The organism is Anabaenopsis tanganyikae CS-531, from assembly GCF_029891675.1.
In the GTDB taxonomy this organism is placed as follows: domain Bacteria; phylum Cyanobacteriota; class Cyanobacteriia; order Cyanobacteriales; family Nostocaceae; genus Anabaenopsis; species Anabaenopsis arnoldii.
The window spans coordinates 1-25355 of the sequence record NZ_JANQDF010000061.1 but is presented as its reverse complement, the minus strand read 5'-3'; the positions used below and the strand labels follow the sequence as shown (position 1 = coordinate 25355).

The window sequence follows — 25355 nt, the reverse complement described above, 5'->3', positions numbered from 1 at the left end:
CACAAAAATGATATATTTTCTTATTTTCTCAAATTCACAACCCCAAAAATGATATATTTTCTCATTCTATTCTCCTTATCCTATCTAGTCACAATCATTTAAAATTTCTATCAAAATTTCCATCAACCCAAATCTTAACAGTGATAAAATTTACAATTACCTATCAATCCCTCTCAGTGAAAATAACTAGGGCGAAAAAAAAAGTTTTTTTTTCGCTTCCTGTCGTCATCACCCACCATACCTAACAGTGATTCAAAAAATTACACCATCCTACTCCATATATACCCCTAGAGTAAACTTATCCATAATCCCTATTAGCGATGCCAAACTTTTACAACCCGTCCCTGAAGTTGTTTTCCTAGCCAAGGTGTATTACTAGAGAGCGTATACAGATTCTGCGGTTCAACCTTCCAGGTTTCCTGCGGGTCAAATAGAATCAGTTCCGCCTTAGCACCGGTGGTAATTGTACTGGGTTGCTGTTGTAAACATTCCGCTGGGTGAGTGCTGAGAGCGCCCCATAATTCTAAAGCCGTAAATTTACCAGTTGCGACTAAATTCTGCCAGAGTAGGGGTAATGCTAACTCGTAACCCATCGCCCCTGGAGGTGACGAGGCAAAGGCTTGCATTTTTTCCTCATAGGTATAAGGTGCATGGTCTATGGCGATCGCATCTATGACACCATTTTTCACCCCCCCCCGTAAAGCCTCTACATCACTGGGGTTACCTAAAGGAGGTTCCAACCTTAGACTAGTATTATAACTGGCTATTGCCGTCGTGTCAAGCAATAAGTGCATCCAAGTAGTGCTAGCGGTGATGGGTAAACCCCCAGCCTTAGCGGTGGCGATGAGTTCCACACTGCGAGCGGTAGACACCCGCATAATGTGTACTGGTGTAGCTGTAGCGGCGACCAATTCTAACAAAGCAGCCAGGGCGGTAGTTTCCGCGCTCGCTGGTACAGGGGGTAAACCGAAACGCAGAGCCGCGACACCTTCGCGCATCACCCCATGACCCGATAATAGGCGATCGCCAGGGGAAAAAGCCACCGGTTTACCCCAGGGTTGGAGATACTCCAGGACTCGCTGTACAAACCCTAAATTATCCCAAGGCTGACCATCTGTAAAACCCACGACCCCCGCAGCAGCTAAATCTGCTAATTCCGTCAATTGCTTCCCCGCTAAATCTAGGCTGATAGCTCCCCAAACGTAAACTTGAGGGTGTAACTTTAACTCCCCCTCCTGTTTCCGGGAGTGGGCGTGAGGGGGTGGGGTTTGCTGCAACTGTGTTACCATAGCCGGATGGTCAACAACTGGAGATGTATCTGGGAGAATAGTAATTCTGGTAAACCCTCCCGCAGATGCAGCTTGTAACATAGATGACAGCGTTTCTCGCTGTTCAAATCCCGGTTGACTACAGTGACTATACAAATCTACTAATCCTGTGCCCAGAATTAATCCCTGACAATCTTGAATAGTACTGTCAGCGGGAATATCAGAAATATCCGGGGCGATCGCGGCGACCTTACCATCAGCTATGAGTACATCAGCTATCTCCTCAGATTTTAAATTAGGATTAATTACCCTTACTTTTTTTAGCAGTTCTGTCATAAAAATATGGTTGTAAGCGGAAAAATCAGCAGCTTCAGCCCTGAGAGGGAGGCCAATTGGTGGTTTTAACCACCATGGTCTTTTCTGGTCAAAAGACTTGTTTTTTACAAAGCGCCAGCCGCAGTTTTATCTAGTACCCCTCCACTTAAGTGGCTGGTAATATTCATTGCTTGTAGCACTGGCAACCCATCCAGACCAGATGGATAGTCAATTACACTTACAGCGCCATTACCTTGGCGGAAGTTCCAGAAATTATCAGCCGATAAACCGAGAACGTGACACAGCAAAGTTTTATTAGTAGCATCGTGGGCTACCACCAAACCGGTTTTGAGTTGTTTTGTGAGTGCATCTTGTATAATTCCTTGCCAAGATGCCACACTCCGCTGCCAAACTTGCTCTAGGTTTTCCCCTTTTGGCATTTGTACCTGGGCGGGTACTAGTCGCCAGCGCTGCAATTCTCCAGGGAATTCTTGCTCTATCTCTGTTTCTAATTTACCTTCCCACAATCCGTGACTGATTTCTCTCAAACCATCTTGTAACTCTAAGTTTATACTAGGATGGTGGTTCAATATCAATTCTGCGGTTTCCTTGGGGCGGAGCATAGAGCTACTAACAGCAAAATCAATCACCACATCTTTGAGAAATTCTCCGGCGATTTGGGCCTGTTGTCTACCATTATCATTGAGGGGGATATCTATTTGCCCTTGGAATCTAGTTTGGCGATTCCATTCCGTCTCCCCATGACGTACCAACAACAAACGGACTCCCTGATGTCCCGGTCGCAAAGAGGGTAAAGTTTCCCCTAAGTGTTGGGTCTGATTCAGAGATTCTAATTGCACCGGTTCCCCTAAACCACCAGCAAAATTCAGGACGCTAATACAACAGTTAGATTGCTGTAAGCTATGGTAACGACTGGGGGAAATACCCAAAGCTGTACTAATCAAAGCCCGATTAATGCCATTATGGGCGACTATGAGGATAGTTTCACCTTGATGACGGGGTAGAATTTCCTGCCAAAATAACCGCGCTTGTTCATAGATAGCTAAGACAGGAAAATGTTCCGTTGTCCCATCCTTGACCAACATCCGCAATTCATGGGGGCGTTGTTTCCAGGTGCAGTAGTCCTCAGTAAACTTTTCCTTGACATCAGCACTGAGCATTTCTGCCCACAAAGGTAGATCAATTTCCATCAGGTTATCAGCAACTTGGGGAGTTACAGACCTTGTAGACTCCGTTACCAACTCACTGTATATAATCTCAGCTGTTTTCTTAGCCCGCTGGAGAGGACTAGTATAAATAGCACTAAAAGGAATATTACTGAGGGCTTTTCCTACCTTACTAGCATCTGCACACCCTTTCTCTGTTAATCTTGACACGTCAGTACGTCCTTGGATGCGGCGCTCGATGTTATAGCTGCTTTGTCCATGGCGCACAATGATGACACGGGTCATCGGTTTTGCCCTCCTGTATTTCAAGGAATAATTCTACAACGATTGCTCTTCAATTGAGCATTTTGGCAGACAGATTCACACCTAGGGGTGAATCAAATTTGGCGCAAGTCATGTAGATTTCAAGGTGAATACCTGAGAAGTTATATCAATCATGCTTCATAAAACTGTAATTCTCCTACTGCTGCTGATTTCTGCTCATAGCTATTCAAAATCAGATCAATTTCTAGAGCGAGGTTCAGGTAGGTGAGAACCCACAATTCCCCACCAGAGTAGATACCCGGAATTTCTGGTTGGAAATTCCGGGATCTGAAACTGTAGTTATGCAAGCATGAATAGTGCTAACCTTGACTTTCGCGAAAGGCTAAAAATTGCGCCTGGTTAATTCGCCCACACTGATACAGTGTTTCTGTAATTTCCGCCAGTGTAAACACAGAATGAGCTTGATAACCATGATCTAGTAATCTCGCCTTTACACCTTGTTCATGGTCAATCAAGACTATAATATCCCTAACATTCAATCCTGCTGATTTTAACTTTTCGGCACCTTCCATCACACTTTTGCCCGTGATCAGAATATCATCAACCACCGCCACAGTTTCACCAGGATCAAAATTCCCCTCAATTAACCTGCGGGTTCCGTGTGCTTTCACTTCCTTGCGCGGGAAAATTAGGGGACAATGTAAACGCAAAGATAAACCCGTAGCAGTGGGTAAAGAACCGTAGGGAATACCTGCTAATCTGTCAAACTCAAGAGAATTTAAAATTTTCTCATAAGCAGTGAGAACCTGATTAAAAACCTGGGGATTGGAAATAATTTTCCGTAAGTCAATGTAGTAAGGAAAAGTGGCTCCCGATGCTTGTACAAAACTACCAAACATGATGCACCCGACATCATAAAGTTTTAAAATCAAGTCTTGTTGGGGGTGGAGATTGACAACAGAAACATCAGGTAACCACACAGCACAGGTAGAAGTTTCCGAGAAAATTTCACTTTTAGCTTGATTAATCTCTGCACGTAAGGACTGGATATGATCAGCTAATTTGGGTTGACTGAACATATCTTGAGGAACAGGAATCAATAACCCATCACCGTGACTATTTAACCCAGCTGCTAAAATTTCCTTGATATTGATATTACTTCCCCCAGCCCAAATACTCCGGGCCATAATCAACCTTTCCGGCGCAACTGACCGAATCCGAGCTAAAATCTCAGGGTTTGTCGTCCCCACCTCCAAACCTAATTGTTCTGGAGTTCCCCAATTCCTAGACTCCTTGACTACCTGTAAATATAGAGGTAATTCTTCTGTGGGATATTTTTGTAAAGCTTCTGCTCCCGCATTAGAAGTGCAGCATAAAATAAATACCGCTTGATCAAGGTAAACTAAAAACGGTGCTACATGGTCTTGTCCTGTATAAGGACTCAGAGTCACAGCATCCACATTCAATTGTGTAAATACCCTGCGAGCAAACACACTGCTGGTATTTAAATCACTATGTTTAGCATCTAAGATAATGGGGATATGACTAGGAATAGCTGCTAAAGTTTTTTCTAGCAGTTCTAAACCTGGAACACCCAAGGCTTCATAAAATCCTAAAGTTGGTTTATAAGCACAGACAAAATCAGCAGTTTCGCGGATAATCGATTCTAACCAATTATGTAAATCAGCAATGATATCCTCAGATTTATAATCTGCTGGTAGGAGTTCTGGATTTGGATCAAGACCTACAAATAGTAAACTTTGATTTTGGAATATACTAGCTTGTAATTTATCAAAAAAGTTCATTTTTATAGTTACCCTGGGTTGTATGGTTTAAAAAACCCTATCTTATAGCACCAGTCGGCTCAATCCCACTCCATCAAAATACAGCCCTAGCTTACCTATACCTATGATGGTCTTTTTTGTGCCTATGGCTTACGTTACGTGATGCTATTGTGCGTGAAAAATCATAAGATTAGTCACTAGGATAGCAAGTTTAAAGAGGGTGAGATAATCATTGGAAAAACTATTAAGGATAGCCAAAATCATTGATATCTGTACCGAGCGCATTGGCAAATTAACCAGTGGACTGGTGCTAGTCATGGTCATACTTGGCGCATGGAATGTTTTAGGGCGATACTTAGGGCGGTTGATTGGCATTAATTTAACTTCTAATGCTTACATAGAAGCCCAATGGTATATTTTTGATTTAATTTTCCTCTGGGGTGCAGGTTACGCCTTAAAGCATAATGAACACGTCCGGGTGGATGTGTTTTACAACAATTGGACTCACCGGCAGAAAGCACTAGCAGATTTACTGGGGACAGTGTTATTTTTAATTCCATTTTCTCTGATGGTGATATTTTTTTCTTGGGGTAGTATCCTGGCTTCCTGGGAAATTTGGGAAACATCCCCAGACCCTGATGGTTTACCCCGCTACCCCATCAAAACCATGATTATTGTCTCCTTTGTATTGTTGATTGTTCAGGGAATTTCTCAGGTAATTAAAAACTTGGCCATTCTTCAAGGTAGAGTCGATAGCGATCGCCATATCCCCGGAGGAAAATCATGACACTAGATTATGAATGGCTAGGGCCTGCTATGTTTGCGGGGGCTTTGGTGCTGTTATCCCTGGGATATCCCGTAGCTTTTTCTCTGGGTGGCGTATCAATCATATTTGGCATAGTGGGAATTGCCCTGGGTGTATTTGACCCGATATTTTTAACTGCCATGCCACAGCGGATTTTTGGCATCATGGCTAATTATACCCTGTTAGCTATCCCTTACTTTATCTTTATGGGGTCAATGCTGGAAAAATCTGGCATAGCTGAGAACCTGTTAGAAACTATGGGGATTGTATTAGGACGGTTACGGGGGGGACTGGCTTTAGCTGTGGTGTTAGTGGGGGCGCTGTTGGCAGCAACTACTGGTGTGGTGGCAGCAACGGTGGTGGCTATGGGGTTAATTTCCCTACCCATTATGCTGCGTTATGGGTATAATAAAGAATTAGCCACTGGTGTAATTGCGGCATCGGGTACTCTGGGGCAAATTATCCCCCCTAGTGTGGTGTTGGTGGTGCTGGGTGACCAGTTAGGGGTTTCTGTGGGTGATTTATTTATCGGTTCCTTGATTCCCGGTTTAATGATGTCCGGTGCTTTTGCTTTACATGTGCTGATTGTGGCATTTTTAAAGCCAGATTTAGCCCCAGCTTTACCGGCGGAGGTGCGCAACATTGGTGGTAAAGCCTTGGGAAAACGGATATTTCAGGTCATGCTACCGCCGTTAGTTCTGATTTTCTTGGTATTGGGTAGTATCTTTTTTGGCTTTGCTACCCCTACAGAAGCCGGTGCTGTAGGTTGTCTAGGTGCGATCGCACTTGCTGCTGCTAACGGTCAGCTAAATTTACCATCTGTGGCTCAGGTTTGCGATGCCACTTTAAAAATTACCACCATGGTGATTTTTATCCTATTGGGTTCCACAGCCTTTAGTCTAGTGTTCCGGGGTTTGAATGGGGATCAATTTATGTTTGATCTCCTAGCTAATCTTCCCGGTGGGACTACGGGGTTTTTGATTGTCAGCATGGTAACAGTATTTATTCTCGGCTTTTTTATTGACTTTTTCGAGATTGCTTTTATTGTTGTCCCCCTATTTGTCCCCGTAGCTCAACAGTTAGGTATTGATTTGATTTGGTACGGTGTGATTTTAGGCGCAAATCTGCAAACTTCCTTTCTCACACCGCCCTTCGGTTTTGCATTGTTCTATCTGCGTGGTGTCGCCCCCCCAGAAGTCACCACATCTGATATTTATCGGGGCGCTATCCCCTTTATTTTGCTGCAAATGCTAGTTTTGGTGTTAATAATTGCTTTTCCGGGGATTGTCAGTTTTTTACCGAATTTAGGAAGTTAATTGATCAACTCATTGAGAAATTAGCATAACTCAATTCATTGACACGGTTCCAGTCAAAAACTTGCTGACGGAACCCTTTCCACTGTTGGTAAACTTCCTTAAAGGTGCTGTCCTGACTAGCATTTTCTTCTAGGAACTCAAAGGACGCTGTTTGAGATGCTTGCATAATTTCCCGACTGAAGGGAACTAATTTAGTCCCCCCCGCGGTCAGTCTGGTTAATGCTTGGCCATTTAAAGCGTCATACTCAGAGAGCATATTCACGTTGGCTTCATAAGCTGCTGTCTTGAGGATGGCTTGGTATTCCGGGGGTAATTTATTCCAAGCAGTACGGTTAACTAAAACATCTAATGTCGGTCCTGGTTCCCACCAACCAGGATAATAGTAAAATTGGGCAGCTTTGTGTAAACCCAGTTTTTCATCATCGTAGGGACCGACCCACTCAGCTGCATCAATTGCGCCCCGATCCAGTGCTAAGAAAATTTCGCCTCCTGGTAATACTTGCACATTTACACCCATGCGAGCTATGACTTGGCCACCGATTCCGGGAATACGCATTTTTAAACCTTGGAAGTCAGCCACAGTGTTAATTTGTCGTTTAAACCATCCCCCCATTTGCGCCCCAGTGTTACCAGCGGGAAAGTTAATGATGTTGAAGTCACTATAAATTTTTTGCATGGCTTCTAGTCCCCCCCCATGATACAGCCAGGAATTCTGTTGTTGGGCGTTGAGGCCGAAGGGTACAGTAGTAGCAAAGGCTAAAGCTAGGTTCTTTCCGGTATAATAATAACTACCTGTATGCCCACATTCTACTGTTCCCGCTTGCACCGCGTCCATAACTTGTAACCCCGGTACTACCTCCCCCGCAGCAAAGGGTGTAATGGTGAAACGTCCGTTGGTCATTTCTCTGACTCGCTTGGCAATTGTATCTGCACCGCTAAATATACCTAGAGATTTCGGCCAGCTGGTGGCCATCCGCCACCTGATATTGGGCTGACTGGTTTGGATGTTGGCAGCAGTTTCGGTACGACCACATGCCGCTAATGTTACCGCAGTTCCTGCGGCGATCGCAGCTGTGTTGAGAATTTGGCGACGTTTAATCATGCTTGGTAAATTTATCAGCGCTAATTGGTGGGTTATCCGTAATTTACCAGTTTTTTACAATCTAGCTGCACGTAAAGCCGCACCAATTAGCCCTACTTCTTGGTTAAGAATAATATGCACCGGTATATCTTCCAAGATGGAACGCATCCGCCCTTTTTGGCTGAAGTTTAACAGAAAATTGCCGTTTTTCAGGAGGGGGAGAATTTTGGGCGCGATTCCACCTGCAATATATAAACCACCATAGGGGAGTAATTTTAGGGACAGATTACCCGCTTCAGCGCCGTAAATATCCACAAATAATTTTAGGGCTTCCACCGACAGGCGATCGCTCCCTTGGACTGCTGCGCCGCCGATGGCCGCCCCCGGATCAACGCTTTTTTCCATCTGTCCGGCTTCTCTTTCCCAGGTTCTGACAATTTCCGCAATTTCTGGTGATTCGCTGTATACTTGGCGATCGCGTAAAAATTGGTAAATTGCCACTATCCCCTGTCCGGAAACCACCCTTTCTACAGACACCCGTTGAATATCATGTTTATCCAGTAGATATTTCAACAGCTGAAATTCTAGCTCATTGCGGGGGGCAAAATCCCCGTGTCCACCTTCTGAGGGAAACACCTGATAATAGTTCCCCTGTTTAATTAAAAACCCTTGTCCTAAACCAGTACCAGCACCAATAACAGCAATGGGTGCTTCTTGTTTGTGTTTCCCAACTTGCAAGGTTAGCAGGTCTTTTTTACTTAATCCGAAAATACCGTAACCCACAGCGGCAAAATCGTTAATTAAGCACATAGAATCAATGCCTAATTCTTGTTTTAACCGGGGGGTATCGAGAAACCAAGTTAAGTTAGTCAGCTTGGCTGTATTATCTACCACTGGTCCGGCGATCGCAAAACAAGCTTTTTGGGGTGTGGGGGTATGAAGCTCAAGGAGGAACTGCTGGACTAAGGGGACTAAATCGGGAAAATCTCCACTAGGGTAAGTTTTCTGTGCAATGGTATGTAAATTTACAGCCTCCACCAACCGCAAAATAGTTTTAGTGCCGCCAATATCTCCTGCTAGTAACAAAGTCATAGAATTGAGGATGGGAATTAATTAATTTGTCTGTGCAGTCAAAAATCCTCATTCAGGATTTGAGCAAATCGAACCACTTCCGATACTTTTTTGCTAACATTCATTAACAAATACACTCTTTAAGAGAGGGCGTATCAACTAATGCACGAAGGAAAATCCTCTATATCCATCAAGTGGGAAGTATCTCCTTTTAGTTCTAGCAACCATTCAGGTCCCTGGCGCAGGATTTTCACTAAGGAACATAAAGAAGCCGTGACTTCTGTTTTAGCAATGTCCCCTACTAACCCCATTGCAGCACCCTGTACAGATGCACTATGTCCTACCAGCAAGATATTTTCAGGATAGCATTCACTAGCCAACAATTGGGCAGTTTTTCCACAACGCTCTTGTACTTGTACCTCAGTTTCTGGATATTCAGCGCTGACAACTGGTGTATAATCAGAATCTATTCTGGGGAATAGTGCCTTTAACTCAGAAATTGAGTGTATTTCCGGTGCTTCTGTCATCCAGTGGGGATTTAACCACTCACTCAAACCTGTTTCTAGTTTAATCCCTAAATTTAAAACTTCTGCCACGGCGTTGGCTGTTTGTACAGTGCGCATAAATGGGGAAGCGAAAATATGAGTAATGGTTTCTGTTTGCAGACGTTGAGCTAACTGCTGAGTTTGTACTATACCATCTTCAGACAAAGGCGGGTCATAACGTCTGACTGCTGTGAGAAACCACTCAGGGTGAACGAAATCCAGACGGTTAGCGTGTCTGGCTATCCAAACTATTTGATTCATAAAACCATTTCATCGCCAGTTTCCTAGATCACCTAGCCCGTGAATTGTACCATGAAGCGGCGGTCAATCCAGTCTTTCCCACACCAGAAAACCCAGTGAGGGGATGAAGTCAAAGCGCCTCTAGTGGCGATCGCTCGTTTGTCCCCAGTCCCGATTAAACTTAAATATTCTGGCTGTGGTCTATAGACTTTCAAAGATTTACCTGATAATATTCTTTGTAAATTCTCAAACAATGGTTTACCCTGGCGTACCGCAAATACTCCAGCTTTAGGACAGGGATGATTTACCATCGTCGCAATATCCCCCGCAGCAAATACCTCTGGGTGAGTTTGACTTTGTAAGGTATCTCCTACTAAAATAAATCCTTGCTCATCTGTACCTAGTCCTGTCGTTCTTATCCATGGGGGTGCGGATGCTTGGGTTACCCAAAATACTTTTTGCGACTCTACCAATAACCCCGATACACATTTTACCTGCAACATTTCTGGTGTTTCCCCATTGCTGTGTTGGGGTGCAATTTCCGCCACGGTTTCCCCTAGATGTAAATTTATCCCCCGTTGAGTGACAATCTGCTGCAATTGACCTTGCACTGATTGGGGATAATTGGGTAACAGTTGCTCCTGACGCCCAAATAAATGAATTGTCAAACCCTGATTTTGTGATCTAATTCTCTGGAGGTGAGTTTGCATGGATAGTACTAACTCTACACCCCCCGCACCACAACCGACAACAGCTATACTTACGGGTTGCTCAGGGTTTTTAGCTACACGTTCTAATAGTCCATACCAATGTTCTAACAATTTTGGTACTGGTTTAGCAGCAATAGCATATTCTGCAGCACCTGGTACAGATATTGTAGCTGGGGTGCTGCCAATGTCAATAGATAGGATATCAAAGTTCACCGGTAGACCTGTAGCACAAATAACTGTGTGGTTTTTCAAGTCTAGTCCCACCGCTCTATCAATATATAACTGTGCGTGAGCAAGGTTAGTCAATTTTTCTAAGTTGATGTGACACTGTTTATAGGTATAAAATCCTGCAATATGACCAGGTAACATACCGGAGTAAGGTGTATTTACATCTGGGGTAATTAATGTTAACTTAACTCCTGGTAAAGGATGTTGGGCAACCTTTTTCAAAACGATAGCATGGCTGTGACCACCACCAATTAATACTAAGTGTTTCTTGGGCATTTTTCCCTACTCCAATCTTGAGACTTTACTCCCGGTTGGGGATATTGCGATCGCCTCTGATCACCTCTGATCACCTGGACAATATCCCCGACTTCCATAGTGGGTCAACCGTTAACAATCATAGTTGACGGTTGACTGGGAAGAGGTGTGACCATCAACAGCCATTAACCGGGGAATTTATTCCCCGTCTAATAGCAAAAGTCCACTAAAAGTGGACTGGTAGGTTACATATAATACTCTAAGCGATGATTGTTCACCTTATTTATCATGTTATATTTAACACCCATTCGGATTTATCCGACTTTAGCTTATGGCTAACGCCACGCTATCGCTATCAGACAGGGGTTTATAACCCCTGGCTCCCGGTTGTCGTAGCTCTTAAACCCTGACCCGTCACCCGTCAACGGTCATCTATATTAAGGTGCTAAACTGGGTTAAATCCCTGGTAGCATTAGAGGCGATCGCACCTTCAGTCCCGATTAATTGCGTTGCTGCTGGGTTGGTATCCATACCGTAAAAATTGAACCAATGGCTACAGTAGATTCCACTTCAATTCGACCGCGATGGAGTTCTACCAGTTGTTTAGTTAAGGCTAAACCGAGTCCTGTACCTTCGTAGCGCCGGCGATAGGGTGTATCTAATTGCTGAAATTTTTCAAACATCACTGGTAATTGTTCTTCAGGAATACCAATTCCAGTGTCTTCAATTTGAAAGACAGCCATATCATCTTCTACCCAGATCCGCAAGGTAACACTGCCACCTCCTGGGGTAAACTTAATCGCATTGGTTAATAAATTCCAGAGAATTTGTTCTACTCGCTGTACATCAGCAGTAAACAGATCCCGTTGGGGGTCGATTTGTAAATCCAGTTGAAGATTAACCTGTTGGTTATCAGCTTTTTCTAATAGTGACTCTAGGGAATTTTTGGCGGTATGGGTTAGGGAAAATTCCGTAATATTTAATACAGTTTTTCCCGCTTCAATTTGGGATAAATCCAGGATGTCATTAATTAGCTCTAATAAATGTTCTCCACTGTCATGGATGGTTTGCAGGTAATCTCGTTGACGTTGACTCAGTTCTCCGAGAGGCCAACGTAACAAAGTGGAAGACATCCCAATCACATAGGTTAAAGGCGTGAGTAATTCGTGACTGATGGTAGCCAGAAATTCGCTTCTGAGGCGACTAGCAGCTTCTGCAGCTAGTAAAGCCTCCCGTAGGGCTTTTGTCCGCTCAATTACTCGTTGTTCTAAACTTTGTTTTTCTTGGGTAAGGGTGCGGGTAGCTTTTTGTAAAGATTGCATCAACTCAGCTTGATGAATAGCAATGGCTAATTGTTCCGCTATGGAAGTGAGTAAACTTTGATCACTTTCGCTCCACTCCCGTGGGGTATGACATTGATGAGCAATCAATAGACCCCACAGATTTTGCTCAAATATAATTGGTGCTACCAACTTAGCCCTAACTTGGCATTTTCGTAATAAATTCAATAAACATTCTTCTGTGACATAAGTTTTTTCCACGTCGTCAATTACTAAGGTAAATCCTTGGCGATACTTTGCTAAACAGGTGGAGTTCTTAGACCAGCAGTCGTTTTCTTGATAAGACAACACCGATGAAATCGCACCTTCAGCCCTCTCCTCATAGACAATACAACCCCCCATCTCTCCTGGGGGTAGGTTTTCATCTATGGTTATGCCATGTAAGCTATCAGTTTTGACACTCAAACCCTGAAATTTATATATTACTAATCGATCCAGTGCCAGAAATTCCCGTACCATACCGATCGCCGTGGCCATAATCACTGGTAAATCTAAGCTTTTGCGAATCTGGGTGGTCACCTGATTTAACAGTCGCTCTTGCAAAATCTGTTTTTTTAAGGCATCTTCCACAGGCTGACAAGTATAAACTTGAGGAATGGCTACGCATCCCGGGCTATCAGCAGGGGTTAAAGGATCTATAATCTTCTGGGATGACCCTGTGCCGATATACTCTAATAACAACAGTGTAAATTTAGTTTGGGTCTGAGCATCATTAGGTCTGACAAGCTCTCGATAGCGTTCCAGATTTTGGTGTGTGTCAGAATTTCCCTCAAACAAGTCTCGTACCTGGGAGACAAATAAAGCGATCGCCTCAGAATTAAATGTCAAACTGCTATTGTATGCGGCGCAATTCCCCCCATCCCCCGGTGCTAAAGTTCCCACCAAAAGGGCGCTAAACTCCTGAGAAATCAACAGCGTAAACCTTTGATTGCGCCACTCTTGGGGTAAAGAAATCCTGACTAATACAGACTCAGTAAGTACCAGTGCAGCACTTCCGACGACTTGAGCCATCTGCTGTAACAATTCCCCCAGCTGATTATATACAACTAAAGGCAAGTTTCGAGAAAAACTCAAATCAGGAGAACTAAGCATTTTTAATGGTCTGGTAATAATTTACGTGGCGGAAGACAGTGTAAAATCTCTTGTAGAGTGCGTCAGATATGAAAAATCTGTTTATTGATGGCATTCATGCACTTCTTGGCATCCTATTAATATGTCATGTAATAACTTGCACGGGCGAAAACAGTGTTATATTCAACAGTTTAAGGGGGTAATACAAGATTATGCATCGTATCAGCGCCACACCGGGGGGATGGAATCAGTCCGCAGGGTTAGTTTTGATCGAACAATCTCCCGCTCCTTTTGTATTCATTACCGCCGCTGATACCGACATTCAAACCCTAGCAGTAGCAGTGACTCAATTACCACCAAACTTCCCAGCCATCAGGGTTGCTAGTCTGTTGCAGTTACAGCAAGAAATAACTATAGATTCCTATGCTGAGGAAGTTTTAGAATCTGCCCAAGTGATTATTTTGCGTCTGTTAGGAGGACGTTCTTATTGGGCATATGGTTTAGGAGTGGTGCAAGAAATTGTACAACGTCAAGGTACAACTCTGATTGTAATGCCTGGTGACGACGGTCTAGACCCAGAATTAATTTCCCAATCTACTTTGCCTTTAAGTGTTATTAATCAAGTATTACAATATTTCCGAGAAGGCGGAGTAGAAAATATTGTTAACGCTCTAAAATTTATCTGTGATACCTGTCTTCATACTTCTTTCCAAGCCTCACCACCAAAAGGAGTTCCCCGTGTTGGGTTATATAACTGGGGAATGGCGACTAGGAAATCAGCAATACCTAAAGTGGGCATTCTTTTCTACCGCGCTCATTATCTATCTGGTAATACTAAAGTAATTGATGCCTTGTGTACAGCCCTGGCAAAACGTAATTTACAACCTGTACCAGTGTTTGTTTCCTCATTGCGTGATCCTGATGTTCAAGGAGAATTAAGTGAGTTTTTCCAGCCTAAAGATACAGACCAAATAGGAGTACTACTAAATACTACGAGCTTTTCTCTGGCGCGGTTGGAAGCAGAAGCACCCCAGCTAGACCTTTGGCAAAAATTGAATGTCCCAGTCTTACAAGTTATCCTCAGTGGTGGTGGAGTGGAGCAGTGGGAATCACAATTACAAGGACTTTCCCCCCGGGATATAGCCATGAATGTGGCGCTACCAGAGGTAGATGGGCGGATTATTACCCGCGCGGTTTCTTTTAAAACCGTACAAAAGCGCCATCCTGACTTAGAAACAGATGTGATGGTTTATGAACCAGTGAGCGATCGCATTGAGTTTGTGGCCCAACTAGCAGCCAACTGGGTAAACCTGCGCTCCCAGCCTCCCCAAAAGCGCCGTATTGCCCTGATTTTGGCAAATTACCCCAATCGCAACGGCAGATTAGCTAATGGCGTAGGATTGGACACACCAGCCAGTTGTGTAGAAATAATTAAGGCTTTACAAAATGGGGGTTATGTGGTAGAGAATCCCCCCAGAAATGGAGATGAATTAATCGACATTCTGACTAGTGGGGTAACTAATGACCCGGAAGGTAGAGATTTTCGCCCTGTGCTGCAAAGTGTTGACCGTGACGATTATCAAAAGTATTTTGCTAGTTTACCCACAACTGTACAGCAAGAAATTACTCAAAGATGGGGATGTGCTGACTCTTTCCCCATTCCAGGAATCCAACTGGGTAACATATTTGTAGGGATTCAACCACCACGGGGTTATGATATTGACCCCAGTTTGAATTATCATGCACCGGATTTAGTACCCACTCATGCTTATTTAGCCTTTTATTATTGGGTGAGGGAAATTTTCAGCGCGGATGCAGTGGTTCATGTGGGGAAACATGGCAATTTAGAATGGTTACCCGGTAAAAGTGTCGCCTTATCCAGTCATTGTTATCCCGAAGTAGCTTTCGGACCACTTCCCCATTTTTACCCCTTCATTGTCAATGACCCAGGGGAGGGTTCTCAAGCTAAACGTCGGGCCCAAGCGGTGATTTTAGACCACCTCACTCCCCCCATGACCAGAGCAGAACTTTATGGCGCACTACAACAGTTAGAAAACTTGGTAGATGAATATTATGAGGCGGAAAGTTTAGATCCTGGGCGCTTACCGTCAATTCGCGATCGCATTCGGGAATTAGTTATCCAAGAAAATCTCCACCAAGAGCTAGGTATTGCCATAGAAAGCGATATTTTAAAGTTTGAATCAGTAATTTTAAACTTCATCGGTGGCTATCTGTGTGAACTCAAAGAAGCGCAAATTCGCGACGGTTTACATATTTTCGGTCAATGTCCCCAAGGGCGACAACTGCGAGATTTAATAGTGGCGATCGCCCGTATCCCTAACCGTTACTCCCTAGGTATCACCCGTCACCTAGCCACAGAGTGGGGACTAGAGTTTGACCCCCTAACCACGGATTTTCACACTCAGTTATCAGAAATTGATCAGCAAATTTTACACAACATCACCCCAAAAACCTGTCGCACCGTCGGCGACGCAGTAGAAGTTCTGGAAATACACGCCGCCCAATTAGTAGAACAACTCCTGAATACTCTCCCCCGCTCATCCCCCCATCTTGACTGGATTAAAACTAAACTCATCCCCGCCTTAGAACAAACCAAAGACGAAATCACCAACTTACTCCAGGGACTCAATGGTAAGTATATCCCCAGCGCCCCCTCAGGCGCACCCACCCGGGGAAGACCAGAAGTTTTACCCACCGGGAGAAACTTTTATTCTGTGGATATTCGCGCCATTCCCACAGAAAGCGCTTGGGATGTGGGGAGAAAAGCCGCTGAAAATCTGATTGAATGTTACACCCAAGAAAACGGCGAGTATCCCCAAACCTTGGGTTTATCCTTGTGGGGTACTGCAACCATGCGCACCGGGGGCGATGATATCGCCGAAGCCCTAGCTTTAATGGGAGTGCGTCCTGTTTGGGACAGTGCGGCGCGGCGTGTAGTAGACTTTGAAATCTTACCCTTGAGCATTTTGGGTCGTCCCCGTGTTGATGTTACCTTGCGGATTTCGGGATTTTTTCGGGATGCTTTCCCCAATTTAATTGACTTATTCGAGCAAGCTGTAATCGCAGTGGCCGCACTCAATGAACCCCAAGACTTTAACCCCCTGGCGGCACGAGTCAGCCAAGATACTCAGTTTTGGATGCAACAAGGCTTAACAGTGGAATCAGCGAGAGTGCGATCGCAATACCGGGTTTTTGGTTCTCAACCCGGTGCCTATGGTGCCGGTCTCCAAGGGCTGATGACATCACAAAACTGGATAGATGAGCAAGACTTAGCCCGTGCTTATATAAACTGGAGTTGCTACGCTTACACCAGTGGTAGTTCCCCCGATAGTCAAGGGGAATTAGTGGGTATTTCGGCACCAGAAGCCTTTGAGCAACGCCTAACACAAATGCAAATTGTTTTACACAATCAAGATAACCGGGAACACGACTTACTCGACTCTGATGATTATTACCAATTTCAAGGCGGTTTAACAGCAGCCGTGCGATCGCTACAAGGAAACAACCCGCAAACCTACTTTGGTGATCATTCTCATCCCGCTCAACCAAAAGTGCGCACCCTCAAAGCCGAAATTGCCCGGGTGTATCGTTCCCGTGTAGTTAACCCCAAATGGATTTCCGGAATGATGCGCCATGGTTACAAAGGTGCCTTTGAAATGGCGGCGACGGTAGATTATTTATTTGCCTATGATGCCACAGCCCAATGTGTCGAAGACCATATGTATGAGGGTGTGACACAAGCATATTTACTAGACCCTATAGTTTGTGAATTTATCCAGGATAAAAATCCTTGGGCAATGCGTGATATTGCCGATAAATTATTAGAAGCGCACCAGCGAGGTTTATGGCAGGATGTAAACAGCAAGACATTAGATAAGTTGCGAAATCTCGTACATCAAGCAGAAGCAACCATCGAAGAAAAATAAATCAGGAGATATCACATGGACAATCTTGCATATTTATATTTAGCCAATACCTATGAAAACAGTGCATCCAGTGAATTAGCATCCTTGAGTGTCTTATTCAAGAAAGCATCTGCCCCCGACTGGAAACGCCTTTCTGGTGGAGCCTGGAAGCACTTGTTACCCTTAGCTGTGGCTATATCTATTCTTAGTTCTATCAGCAGTGCTTTCGCACTACAACGAGGTGATCAAGGTCCTTCGGTAGCCAACCTCCAAAGACAATTGCAACAAGCTGGCTTTTACCGAGAGCAGATCACACAAGTCTATGATTTTTCCACAGAAGATGCTGTACGGCGTTTTCAATCATCTCAAGGTTTAGTAGTTGATGGGGTTCTGGGAGTAGAGACACGGCAAAAATTAGAAACCTCGCTGAGAAAACCAGTAAATCCCCAACCCTCCACACCAACTATTACCAGCACCGTAGTACCCACCATCAACAGTCATGTAGAATCTATTCCCCCGCTGACCACTGCTAGTACACCGTTTGAGACAGTAAAAACCTCAACACCGCAACCACAAAAAGTTACAACTGCGAAAACTCCCACTCAACGCCGTCATCCCCAGTTGCTCCACAGAGGTGATCAAGGCGAAGATGTCAGGGTTTTACAAGAAAGGCTGCGAGTTGCAGGTTTCTATTCTGGTAAAGCCACCGGGGTCTTTGGTCCGGTTACTGAAGAAGCTGTCAAACAATTCCAAACAGCTTCTAAATTAGATGCTGATGGCATTGTTGGCCCGTCCACAATCAAAAAATTGCCCCCTGTGGGCGTTGGTGGCGCAACAACAACCCCTCCCACACCCAGACAAACAGCTAATCCAGACAATCTCAGAATGGGTAATCGGGGTCAAGCCGTCAGACTGCTTCAAGAACATTTGATCGCGGCCGGATATCTAACCGCAACACCAACCGGGTATTTTGGTTCCCAGACTGATGATGCTGTGCGTAGGTTTCAAGCCGCTAATCACTTAGCTGTCAGTGGAATTGCTGGACCGACTACTAGAGCTAAGTTATATAGCTTAATTAACACCGGCCGCCAGGGTGATTTCAGTGTCTTGGAAATTCAAAGGCGACTACAAGCACAGGGTTTCTATCGAGGTGATCTCAACGGCGTTATGTCCGATGAGACTAAACGCGCTCTTCAGCAAGCAAAAACATTTTACGGCATCAATGTAAGTAATCTCACTAGCGGAAAACTTTAGGCTCTATGGCTACAAAGGCATCAGAGACCGTTGGCACTGAGGACAGACTGCATGAATTGTCATTTGACAGTCTAGCAGGTGGAATCCCTCTTTTTGAGCCGTTTTTGCACCTATTTTTAAAATCGAGTCGTTTTTAAACTCGATAGTCGCGTTACATTTAACACAAATTAAATGGTGGTGATGATGGGGGGAGGGTTGGTTAATTTCATAATGCTTATGTCCTTCTCCCAGTTCTAGTTCCCGCAAAATCCCCATCCGTGCCATCAATTTCAACGTCCGATAGACTGTTGAAAGGCTGATTCCCTGACCCTCAGTCTCCAGTCGATGATAAAGATCCTCAGCGCTGAGATGTTCACCTTGGGGAAGTTCTTGGAAAATGTGTAAAATCGTCTCCCGTTGGGGTGTTAAACGCCAACCTCTATCATTTAGTTCTGCCTTGAGCGAAGAAGATGTGTAAACAGTCATATTAATTCTTTTCTCAACAAAGCCTATTAGTTGAGAATATAACAAATTCTGGGATTAAGCAATAAATATTTCTTCTTGCTAAATATTATAGTATTTCCCATGCTCGTGAGGTACAATTTTTTTAGTTTGAGGGAACACCGGAACACCGGAACAGGGAATTGGTGTATACTTCATGAGCCTGAAAAAGGCTATATCAATAAATTAGTGAAAAAAAACCCTGGTAAATCTATGGAACCTCCGCCACCCTAAGCCATGACTAGGAGAAAGCCAATGGTAGATTTGTTTGGTTGTGGAACCTAGGCGGTTCCAGATTTGAACCTAACTTAAGGACTCTAAATAATCCCGGATAAAGTTGCGTCGTTTCGGTTGGCGCAGCTTTTGCAAAGCTTTGGATTCTATTTGACGTACTCTTTCTCTAGATAAGTCCAGAGCGCGGCCAATTTCGGCTAGGGAGTAAGGATGACCATCCGCTAAACCAAACCGCATCAGTATTACATCACGTTCACGGCTAGTTAAATCTGCTAACAGAGTATGCAAGTCTCTTTGTAAAGATTCTCGCACTAACATTTCTTCGGGGGTAATCCCGTCGGTTTCCAATAATTCCCCTAATTCGGTGTCTTTATCTTTGCCTACCTTCGTCTCCATGGACACGGAACGTGGTACTTTAAGTAACACTTCCCTGACTTGGTTTGGTGTCATTTCTAACTCAATGGCTAGGTCTTCTAAGGTGGCTGTACGACCTTTTTCTTGAGAAATTTTCCGTTGTGCTTTTTTGATTTTGTTCAGCTTTTCTGTAATATGAACAGGTAAGCGAATTGTGCGGCTATAAGTGGCGATCGCCCGTGTAATTCCCTGACGAATCCACCAATAAGCATATGTACTAAAGCGATATCCCTTAGTGGGGTCAAATTTCTCGACCGCTCTTTCTAAGCCTAAAGTTCCCTCTTGGACTAAATCCAATAATTCTAAGCCCCGATTTTGATACTTTTTCGCCACGGACACTACCAAGCGCAAATTAGCCTTGATCATGTGTTCCTTAGCTTGGAGTCCTTGGGATTTGATTTGTTCTAGCTCTTCTACTGTTAACTCAGCAATTTCTGCCCAGCGGCGTTTGCCATTTGCTAAAGTAGGTTTGAGATCCAATAGATTCATCCCCGCACTACTAGCCCACCTTTCCAAAGATGGGCGGTGTCCTAGTTCAGATGTCAGACGCTCCTGAACCTCAATTAACTTGAGAAATGGCACAATCACTTGATCCCCTTGCTGTGCCGCATTAGTTAGTACAGTCCGCATCCGCAAGTAGCGTTGAACTTTTTGGGCTTCTGAAACTTCTTGATCCCGCCCCAGAAGCTGTACTCGCCCAATTTCCTGAAGATATAAACGTACTAGGTCTGTACTCCGACGGTTAGTACTCCCTTCCAAGTGAGCATGGTCTGTTGCTGCTACTTGCAACTCTTGGATATCATCAGCCGATAACTCATCATCAATAGTCAGTTCTGTATTCAAACTCTCGACAGACTTCTGAGTGTAGGAAGCCTCATCTGCATAAAAAGATATTGCTGGCATATGGCTAGTCTCAATGGCTCCAGGTAACAATAGATAATGGCGCAACTAATGAACTGGTGCTATTGCGTGATTCAACATGAACTAATCTGGTAGAGGTTTTAGTTAAGCTTCTGAGCCAGAAAACACACTGATATTTTTCACACTGTTACCGATGTATCGGTTGAGCGTTTCAATTGAACCAATAGCTATTCAAATCTATATCTAGGCTTTAAATAAACATGGAATATTTTAGTGAGGGTTTTAACACAGGATATTTATATGGCTGATGCCACAATACGCTATCAGGCTGATGTTGGTAACTTGTAAAACTTGTTTTACAAGTTGGTAACTTGTAAAACATATGTTTACCATCGCTATAGTGATATATACATCGGGGTGAAAGAATATCCTGACGATTTTATGATTTTTTTTTCTAGGGATTATTCAGGTTCACACTACTCGTAATACTTTGTCATCCTACGCAGGATTAACAGTTGTACTCTGGCTTAATATCTCGTAGCATTAGTTCCTCCAAAGCTTGTCGCGGTGTGACTTCACCTTGCAGCAAGGCATAAACTTGTTCGGTAATGGGGATAGCAATACTGTGCTCCTGGGCTCGTTTGATTAAGACTTGACAAGTATTCACACCTTCGGCTGTTCCTGGTAAATTTGCCAGAACTTCTACTAGTGTTTTACCCCCAGCCATCTGGTAACCAACTTGGTAATTACGACTGAGGGGACTGTTACAAGTCGCTAACAAATCTCCTAGACCTGATAAACCATAAAATGTTTCCGTCTTTGCACCCCAATTTTGGCCAATGCGAACCATTTCCGTCAGTCCACGGGTGACTAAGGCGGCTTTGGCGTTGGTTCCTAGATGCAAGCCATCACATACACCAGCAGCGATCGCCATAATATTTTTTAATGTTCCCCCTAGTTCCACACCGATGGGGTCAGGATTGGTATATACCCGGAAACAACTAGAAGAAAATACCTGTTGCACCAATTGAGCCGCTTTCTGGTTCTTGCTGGCCACTACTGTTGCTGCTGGTAGTGATTGGCGAATTTCCGCCGATAAATTTGGCCCCGACAAAACAACTACTGGATGGTCAGGGAATGCTCCTTGCCAAATTTGCGAGGGGGTACAGGTAGTTTGGGGATCTAGTCCTTTGGTAGCTGTGACAAAAATTGTTTTGGCTGACAGGGGGAGGAATTCCATTTGAGACACTATTTCACTCACCCCTGTCATGGAGATAGCCGACAAGATGATGTCAGCATTTTGTAAAACTGCTGATAAACTTACTTTTCCCCCACGTGACCAGATACGCACCTCATGGCCGTTGTCCGTGGCTAAGTTGGCTAAGGCCATAGCCCAAGCACCAGCACCCAGTATACCTATGGTAGTTTTTTGCACCACTTTTAACAATCATTGACAATTACTTAAAGACTCTGTACCGACCTGACGCGGGTAGCGTTGCATTAGTTCTCTGACTTGCTCTGCATGATATGAGCTTCTTGTCAAGGGTGAAGAAACAACTTGTAAAAATCCGATTTCCTCACCGAAGACCTGCCAAGCTGCAAATTGTTCTGGGCTGATAAAGTCATTAACTTGCAAGTGTTTTTGACTGGGTTGGAGATATTGCCCAATGGTCAAAATGTCACAATCTACACTGCGTAAATCTGCCATGACTTGGCGGACTTCCCCATCAGTTTCACCCAGACCCACCATAATCCCAGATTTGGTGTATACTTGAGGCGCTATTTGCCGCGATCGCCCCAATAATTCTAAACTCCGTCGGTAGTTTCCCTGGGGACGTACCCGGCGATATAACCGCTCTACGGTTTCTGTGTTGTGGTTGAGTACCTCTGGGGAGGCTTGTAAAATCACTTCTAAAGCCTTCCAATTACCGCACAAGTCAGGAATTAACACCTCAATTGTAGTTTGAGGTGAGAGTTCCCGCACCGCTTGAATACACAGCACAAACTGAGAAGCACCACCATCAGGTAAATCATCACGGTTGACCGAAGTAATCACCACATGATTTAGTTTCATCCGCTCCACAGCTGCTGCTAGTCGTCCTGGTTCTGTGGGGTCTAGAGGTTGGGGTTTTTTCTCAAAGTCAATATCACAGTAAGGACAGGCGCGGGTACAAGCCGGACCCATAATTAAAAATGTGGCTGTACCAGCTTGAAAGCACTCACCAATATTAGGACATGACGCTTCTTCACAAACTGTGTTAAGCGCTAAATCCCGCAAAATTTCTTTAACGTTACCAACGCGCTGCCATTGAGGCGCTTTTACTCGCAACCAGTCTGGTTTAACAGTCACAATCTGCCCTTATGAAGTTATACAAATCTCATCCTAGCAAACGGTAGCTTAATGAGTTAGGGTAAGATATTGATTATATATCAACAAAGTTGTACTATTATGATATAATCGTATCTTGTATGTCGTGGCGGGATGTAGCGCAGCTTGGTAGCGCACTTCGTTCGGGACGAAGGGGCCGCTGGTTCGAATCCAGTCATCCCGATGTACATTAACTTAATTTTAATTGTCCGCGTTGACCAACTACCTAGTCATCACGGTGTATTGGCGTTCAAAACTATTACAATCATAACTTTTATAGCCTTTTTCAGGCTCATGAAGTACACACCTATTCCCTGTTCCCTGTTCGGTGTGTTCCCTCAAACTAAAAAAAATTGTACCTCACGAGCATAGGAAATCCTATATTGATTTCTATTGCTTCAGTTAGGAAAAATCCCAAACGAAGTGCGCCTTTCACCCCACCTAAATTCGAGTAGATGACTTGAATCTGGCCGCCCTAAACCTGGAAATGCAGCAGCACCTATGAACTCCAGCACCCATGACCATGATTTTTATGCTTGGACACAAGAACAAGTAAACCTGTTAAAAACAGGACAACTTGATCAAGTCGATTGGCAAAATATTGTCGAAGAAATAGAAGACATAGGACGCTCAGAAAAACGACAAATAGAAAGTAGATTATAAATTTTAATTATACACCTTTTAAAATGGCAATTTCAGCCCAGCTTACGCTCTCGCAGTTGGCAATTAACCATTAAAGAGCAACGGCTGCGTTTAGAAAAACTCCTGGAAAAAAACCCTAGTCTTCAACCTCATCTCACTGCAGCCATAGAAGATGTTTATCCTCTAGCTACCATTAGCGCCGAAAGAGAAACGGGATTATCATCATTTCCCCAAACCTGTCCCTACAAACTCACAGAGATTTTATCCCCTGAATTTTTACCACAGTAAATTATAGAGATATCCCAGACTTCTCAGAGGATGCTTGTCAAGTATTAAACAGGTAATTTTTATCTTAGGGAACAGGGAACAGGGAATAGGGAACAGGGAATAGGGAACACACCGAAACAATAAAATCCAGTCCCCTTTCCCCTATAAAGGGAAAGGTGAGGGAGGGGTAAAACAATATTTGATACACTAATCATACCTTTTAAAACATCCTCTCACATTCATTTTATGCAGTAGCCATGAATCTGAATAGAAGTCGGGGATATGAGACTCAGGAAAGGGAGGATGATCTTTAAGTTTGACTTAAACCGAATCAGTAGAGGTGGTTTAAGTAGACCTAAAAAAGTTCTTTTATGGACTCTTGAGAAATACCCGCGTCTTCAGACAGGGGAAGCTTCATTGATTGTATAATATTGCCCGGAGTAATTTAATCACCACTGGAGAATCCACGATGAATCAGCGCCCAGAACCAGTCCAGTTTGATGTAGTCTTAGTTGGTACTGGTAATGCTCCCGAATTAGTAGCGGTGTTGGGGAGAATCCAGGGTCTGCTGAGGGATTATAGTAGTCCTGACCCCAAAACAAGGGTAAAAGCCATATCCCAAGCACTGCAGTATGGCGATGAGGGGGTTAATTTACTTCTCCAAGCTTTAAGCACAGATGAATCAGCAGATGTAAAAGATGCAGCCTATAATCTGCTAGTGTCTAAGTATGGAAAATTAATTGAGATTATTCAGGCTTTAAAAACTTATAAATCACGAAAATCAATATCTTCATGGCAGTTGCAGTATACCACTGCACATACAGATGCGGTTAACTCAGTAGCCTTCAGCCCCGATGGTCGCACCTTAGCCTCCGGCAGCGATGATCACACCATCAAACTGTGGGATGTGACCACCGGGCTGGAAATCGCCACCCTGACTGGACATTCAGATGTGGTTAGTTCAGTAGCCTTCAGCCCCGATGGTTGTACCTTAGCCTCTAGTAGTTATGATAACACCATCAAACTGTGGGATGTGACCACCGGGAGGGAAACCGCCTCCCTCACAGATGGGTTTGTTTCAGTAGCCTTCAGCCCCGATGGTCGCACCTTAGCTTCTGGTAGTTGGGATAATATCACACTGTGGGACATGGTAACCGGGAGGGAAATCGCCTCCCTCACAGATGGGTTTGGTTCAGTAGCCTTCAGCCCCGATGGTCGCACCTTAGCCTCTAGTAGTTATGATCACACCATCAAACTGTGGGATGTGGCCACCGGGAGGGAAATCGCCTCCCTCAATGGACATTCAGATGAGGTTAACTCAGTAGCCTTCAGCCCCGATGGTCGCACCTTAGCCTCTAGTAGTTATGATCACACCATCAAACTGTGGGATGTGGTAACCCAGCGGCGAATCGCCTCCCTCATCGGACAT

18 protein-coding genes, 1 tRNA gene and 1 pseudogene are annotated in these 25355 nt (G+C 44.2%); 7 read left to right on the top strand and 13 right to left on the bottom strand.

All coding sequences use genetic code 11. From position 1 onward, the window contains the following. Positions 1-314 precede the first annotated feature (314 nt). The 4 genes from NWP22_RS06535 to NWP22_RS06520 all read right to left on the bottom strand — a co-directional run bounded on the left by NWP22_RS06535 (position 315) and on the right by NWP22_RS06520 (position 4839). Positions 315-1604 (bottom strand): dihydroorotase, encoded by a 1290-nt coding sequence (locus NWP22_RS06535; protein ID WP_280801646.1) that lies wholly within the window; start codon positions 1602-1604, stop codon positions 315-317. A gap of 104 nt (positions 1605-1708) precedes the next feature. Further along, the gene (locus tag NWP22_RS06530; RefSeq protein ID WP_271733642.1) at positions 1709-3055 is read right to left on the bottom strand and encodes a histidine phosphatase family protein; all 1347 of its coding nucleotides are present in this window, start codon (positions 3053-3055) and stop codon (positions 1709-1711) included. 149 nt (positions 3056-3204) lie between these two features. Next, on the bottom strand, positions 3205-3381 hold the full coding sequence (locus tag NWP22_RS06525) for a hypothetical protein (protein WP_271733641.1): 177 nt from the start codon (positions 3379-3381) through the stop codon (positions 3205-3207). A 12-nt stretch (positions 3382-3393) separates the two neighbouring features. Beyond that, a complete protein-coding gene (locus NWP22_RS06520; RefSeq protein WP_271733640.1) occupies positions 3394-4839 on the bottom strand; it encodes a bifunctional orotidine-5'-phosphate decarboxylase/orotate phosphoribosyltransferase in 1446 nt (481 codons plus the stop codon). A 211-nt stretch (positions 4840-5050) separates the two neighbouring features. Between NWP22_RS06520 and NWP22_RS06515 the strand changes: the two genes are divergently transcribed. Next, positions 5051-5605, top strand: coding sequence for a TRAP transporter small permease subunit (locus NWP22_RS06515; RefSeq protein WP_271733639.1), 555 nt, complete (start codon positions 5051-5053; stop codon positions 5603-5605). Then, complete coding sequence (locus NWP22_RS06510; RefSeq protein WP_271733637.1) at positions 5602-6939, top strand: TRAP transporter large permease; 1338 nt, start codon at positions 5602-5604, stop codon at positions 6937-6939. The genes NWP22_RS06515 and NWP22_RS06510 overlap by 4 nt, the downstream gene beginning before the upstream one ends. A 4-nt stretch (positions 6940-6943) precedes the next feature. Here NWP22_RS06510 and NWP22_RS06505 read toward each other — a convergent pair whose 3' ends face one another. The 5 genes from NWP22_RS06505 to NWP22_RS06485 all read right to left on the bottom strand — a co-directional run bounded on the left by NWP22_RS06505 (position 6944) and on the right by NWP22_RS06485 (position 13501). Beyond that, on the bottom strand, positions 6944-8038 hold the full coding sequence (locus NWP22_RS06505) for a TRAP transporter substrate-binding protein (RefSeq protein WP_271733647.1): 1095 nt from the start codon (positions 8036-8038) through the stop codon (positions 6944-6946). Positions 8039-8095: 57 nt separating this feature from the next. After that, positions 8096-9112, bottom strand: coding sequence for a glucokinase (locus tag NWP22_RS06500; RefSeq protein WP_280801645.1), 1017 nt, complete (start codon positions 9110-9112; stop codon positions 8096-8098). Positions 9113-9246: 134 nt separating this feature from the next. Then, positions 9247-9897 carry a histidine phosphatase family protein gene (locus NWP22_RS06495; RefSeq protein ID WP_271730513.1) on the bottom strand — a complete coding sequence of 217 codons (651 nt, stop codon included), beginning with the start codon at positions 9895-9897 and terminating at the stop codon, positions 9247-9249. A 32-nt stretch (positions 9898-9929) separates the two neighbouring features. After that, entirely contained in the window at positions 9930-11090 is a 1161-nt protein-coding gene (locus tag NWP22_RS06490; protein ID WP_271730515.1) for an FAD-dependent oxidoreductase, read from the bottom strand. 479 nt (positions 11091-11569) lie between these two features. Further along, positions 11570-13501 carry a GAF domain-containing sensor histidine kinase gene (locus NWP22_RS06485; RefSeq protein ID WP_271730516.1) on the bottom strand — a complete coding sequence of 644 codons (1932 nt, stop codon included), beginning with the start codon at positions 13499-13501 and terminating at the stop codon, positions 11570-11572. Positions 13502-13692: 191 nt separating this feature from the next. Between NWP22_RS06485 and cobN the strand changes: the two genes are divergently transcribed. Continuing rightward, on the top strand, positions 13693-17427 hold the full coding sequence (gene cobN / locus NWP22_RS06480) for a cobaltochelatase subunit CobN (protein ID WP_280801644.1): 3735 nt from the start codon (positions 13693-13695) through the stop codon (positions 17425-17427). Positions 17428-17442: 15 nt separating this feature from the next. Further along, the gene (locus NWP22_RS06475) at positions 17443-18660 is read left to right on the top strand and encodes a peptidoglycan-binding domain-containing protein (RefSeq protein WP_271730519.1); all 1218 of its coding nucleotides are present in this window, start codon (positions 17443-17445) and stop codon (positions 18658-18660) included. Positions 18661-18669: 9 nt separating this feature from the next. Here NWP22_RS06475 and NWP22_RS06470 read toward each other — a convergent pair whose 3' ends face one another. From NWP22_RS06470 to lipA, 4 genes are all read right to left on the bottom strand, one after another. Next, positions 18670-19125 (bottom strand): ferric uptake regulation protein, encoded by a 456-nt coding sequence (locus tag NWP22_RS06470; RefSeq protein WP_271730521.1) that lies wholly within the window; start codon positions 19123-19125, stop codon positions 18670-18672. 318 nt (positions 19126-19443) lie between these two features. Beyond that, positions 19444-20691, bottom strand: coding sequence for an RNA polymerase sigma factor SigC (gene sigC / locus NWP22_RS06465; protein ID WP_271730523.1), 1248 nt, complete (start codon positions 20689-20691; stop codon positions 19444-19446). Positions 20692-21157: 466 nt separating this feature from the next. Next, positions 21158-22084, bottom strand: coding sequence for an NAD(P)H-dependent glycerol-3-phosphate dehydrogenase (locus tag NWP22_RS06460; protein WP_271730587.1), 927 nt, complete (start codon positions 22082-22084; stop codon positions 21158-21160). 12 nt (positions 22085-22096) lie between these two features. Beyond that, on the bottom strand, positions 22097-22999 hold the full coding sequence (gene lipA, locus NWP22_RS06455) for a lipoyl synthase (protein ID WP_271730525.1): 903 nt from the start codon (positions 22997-22999) through the stop codon (positions 22097-22099). Between the two features lie 128 nt (positions 23000-23127). On the opposite strand from lipA, the gene NWP22_RS06450 reads away from it, so the two are divergent. The 3 genes and pseudogenes from NWP22_RS06450 to NWP22_RS06440 form a co-directional block, all read left to right on the top strand. Next, a tRNA-Pro gene (locus NWP22_RS06450) sits at positions 23128-23201 on the top strand. Positions 23202-23518: 317 nt separating this feature from the next. Beyond that, positions 23519-23947: pseudogene (locus tag NWP22_RS06445) on the top strand (DUF29 domain-containing protein). Between the two features lie 448 nt (positions 23948-24395). After that, positions 24396-25355: WD40 domain-containing protein (locus tag NWP22_RS06440; RefSeq protein WP_280801643.1), on the top strand; the 960-nt coding region annotated here is incomplete at its 3' end.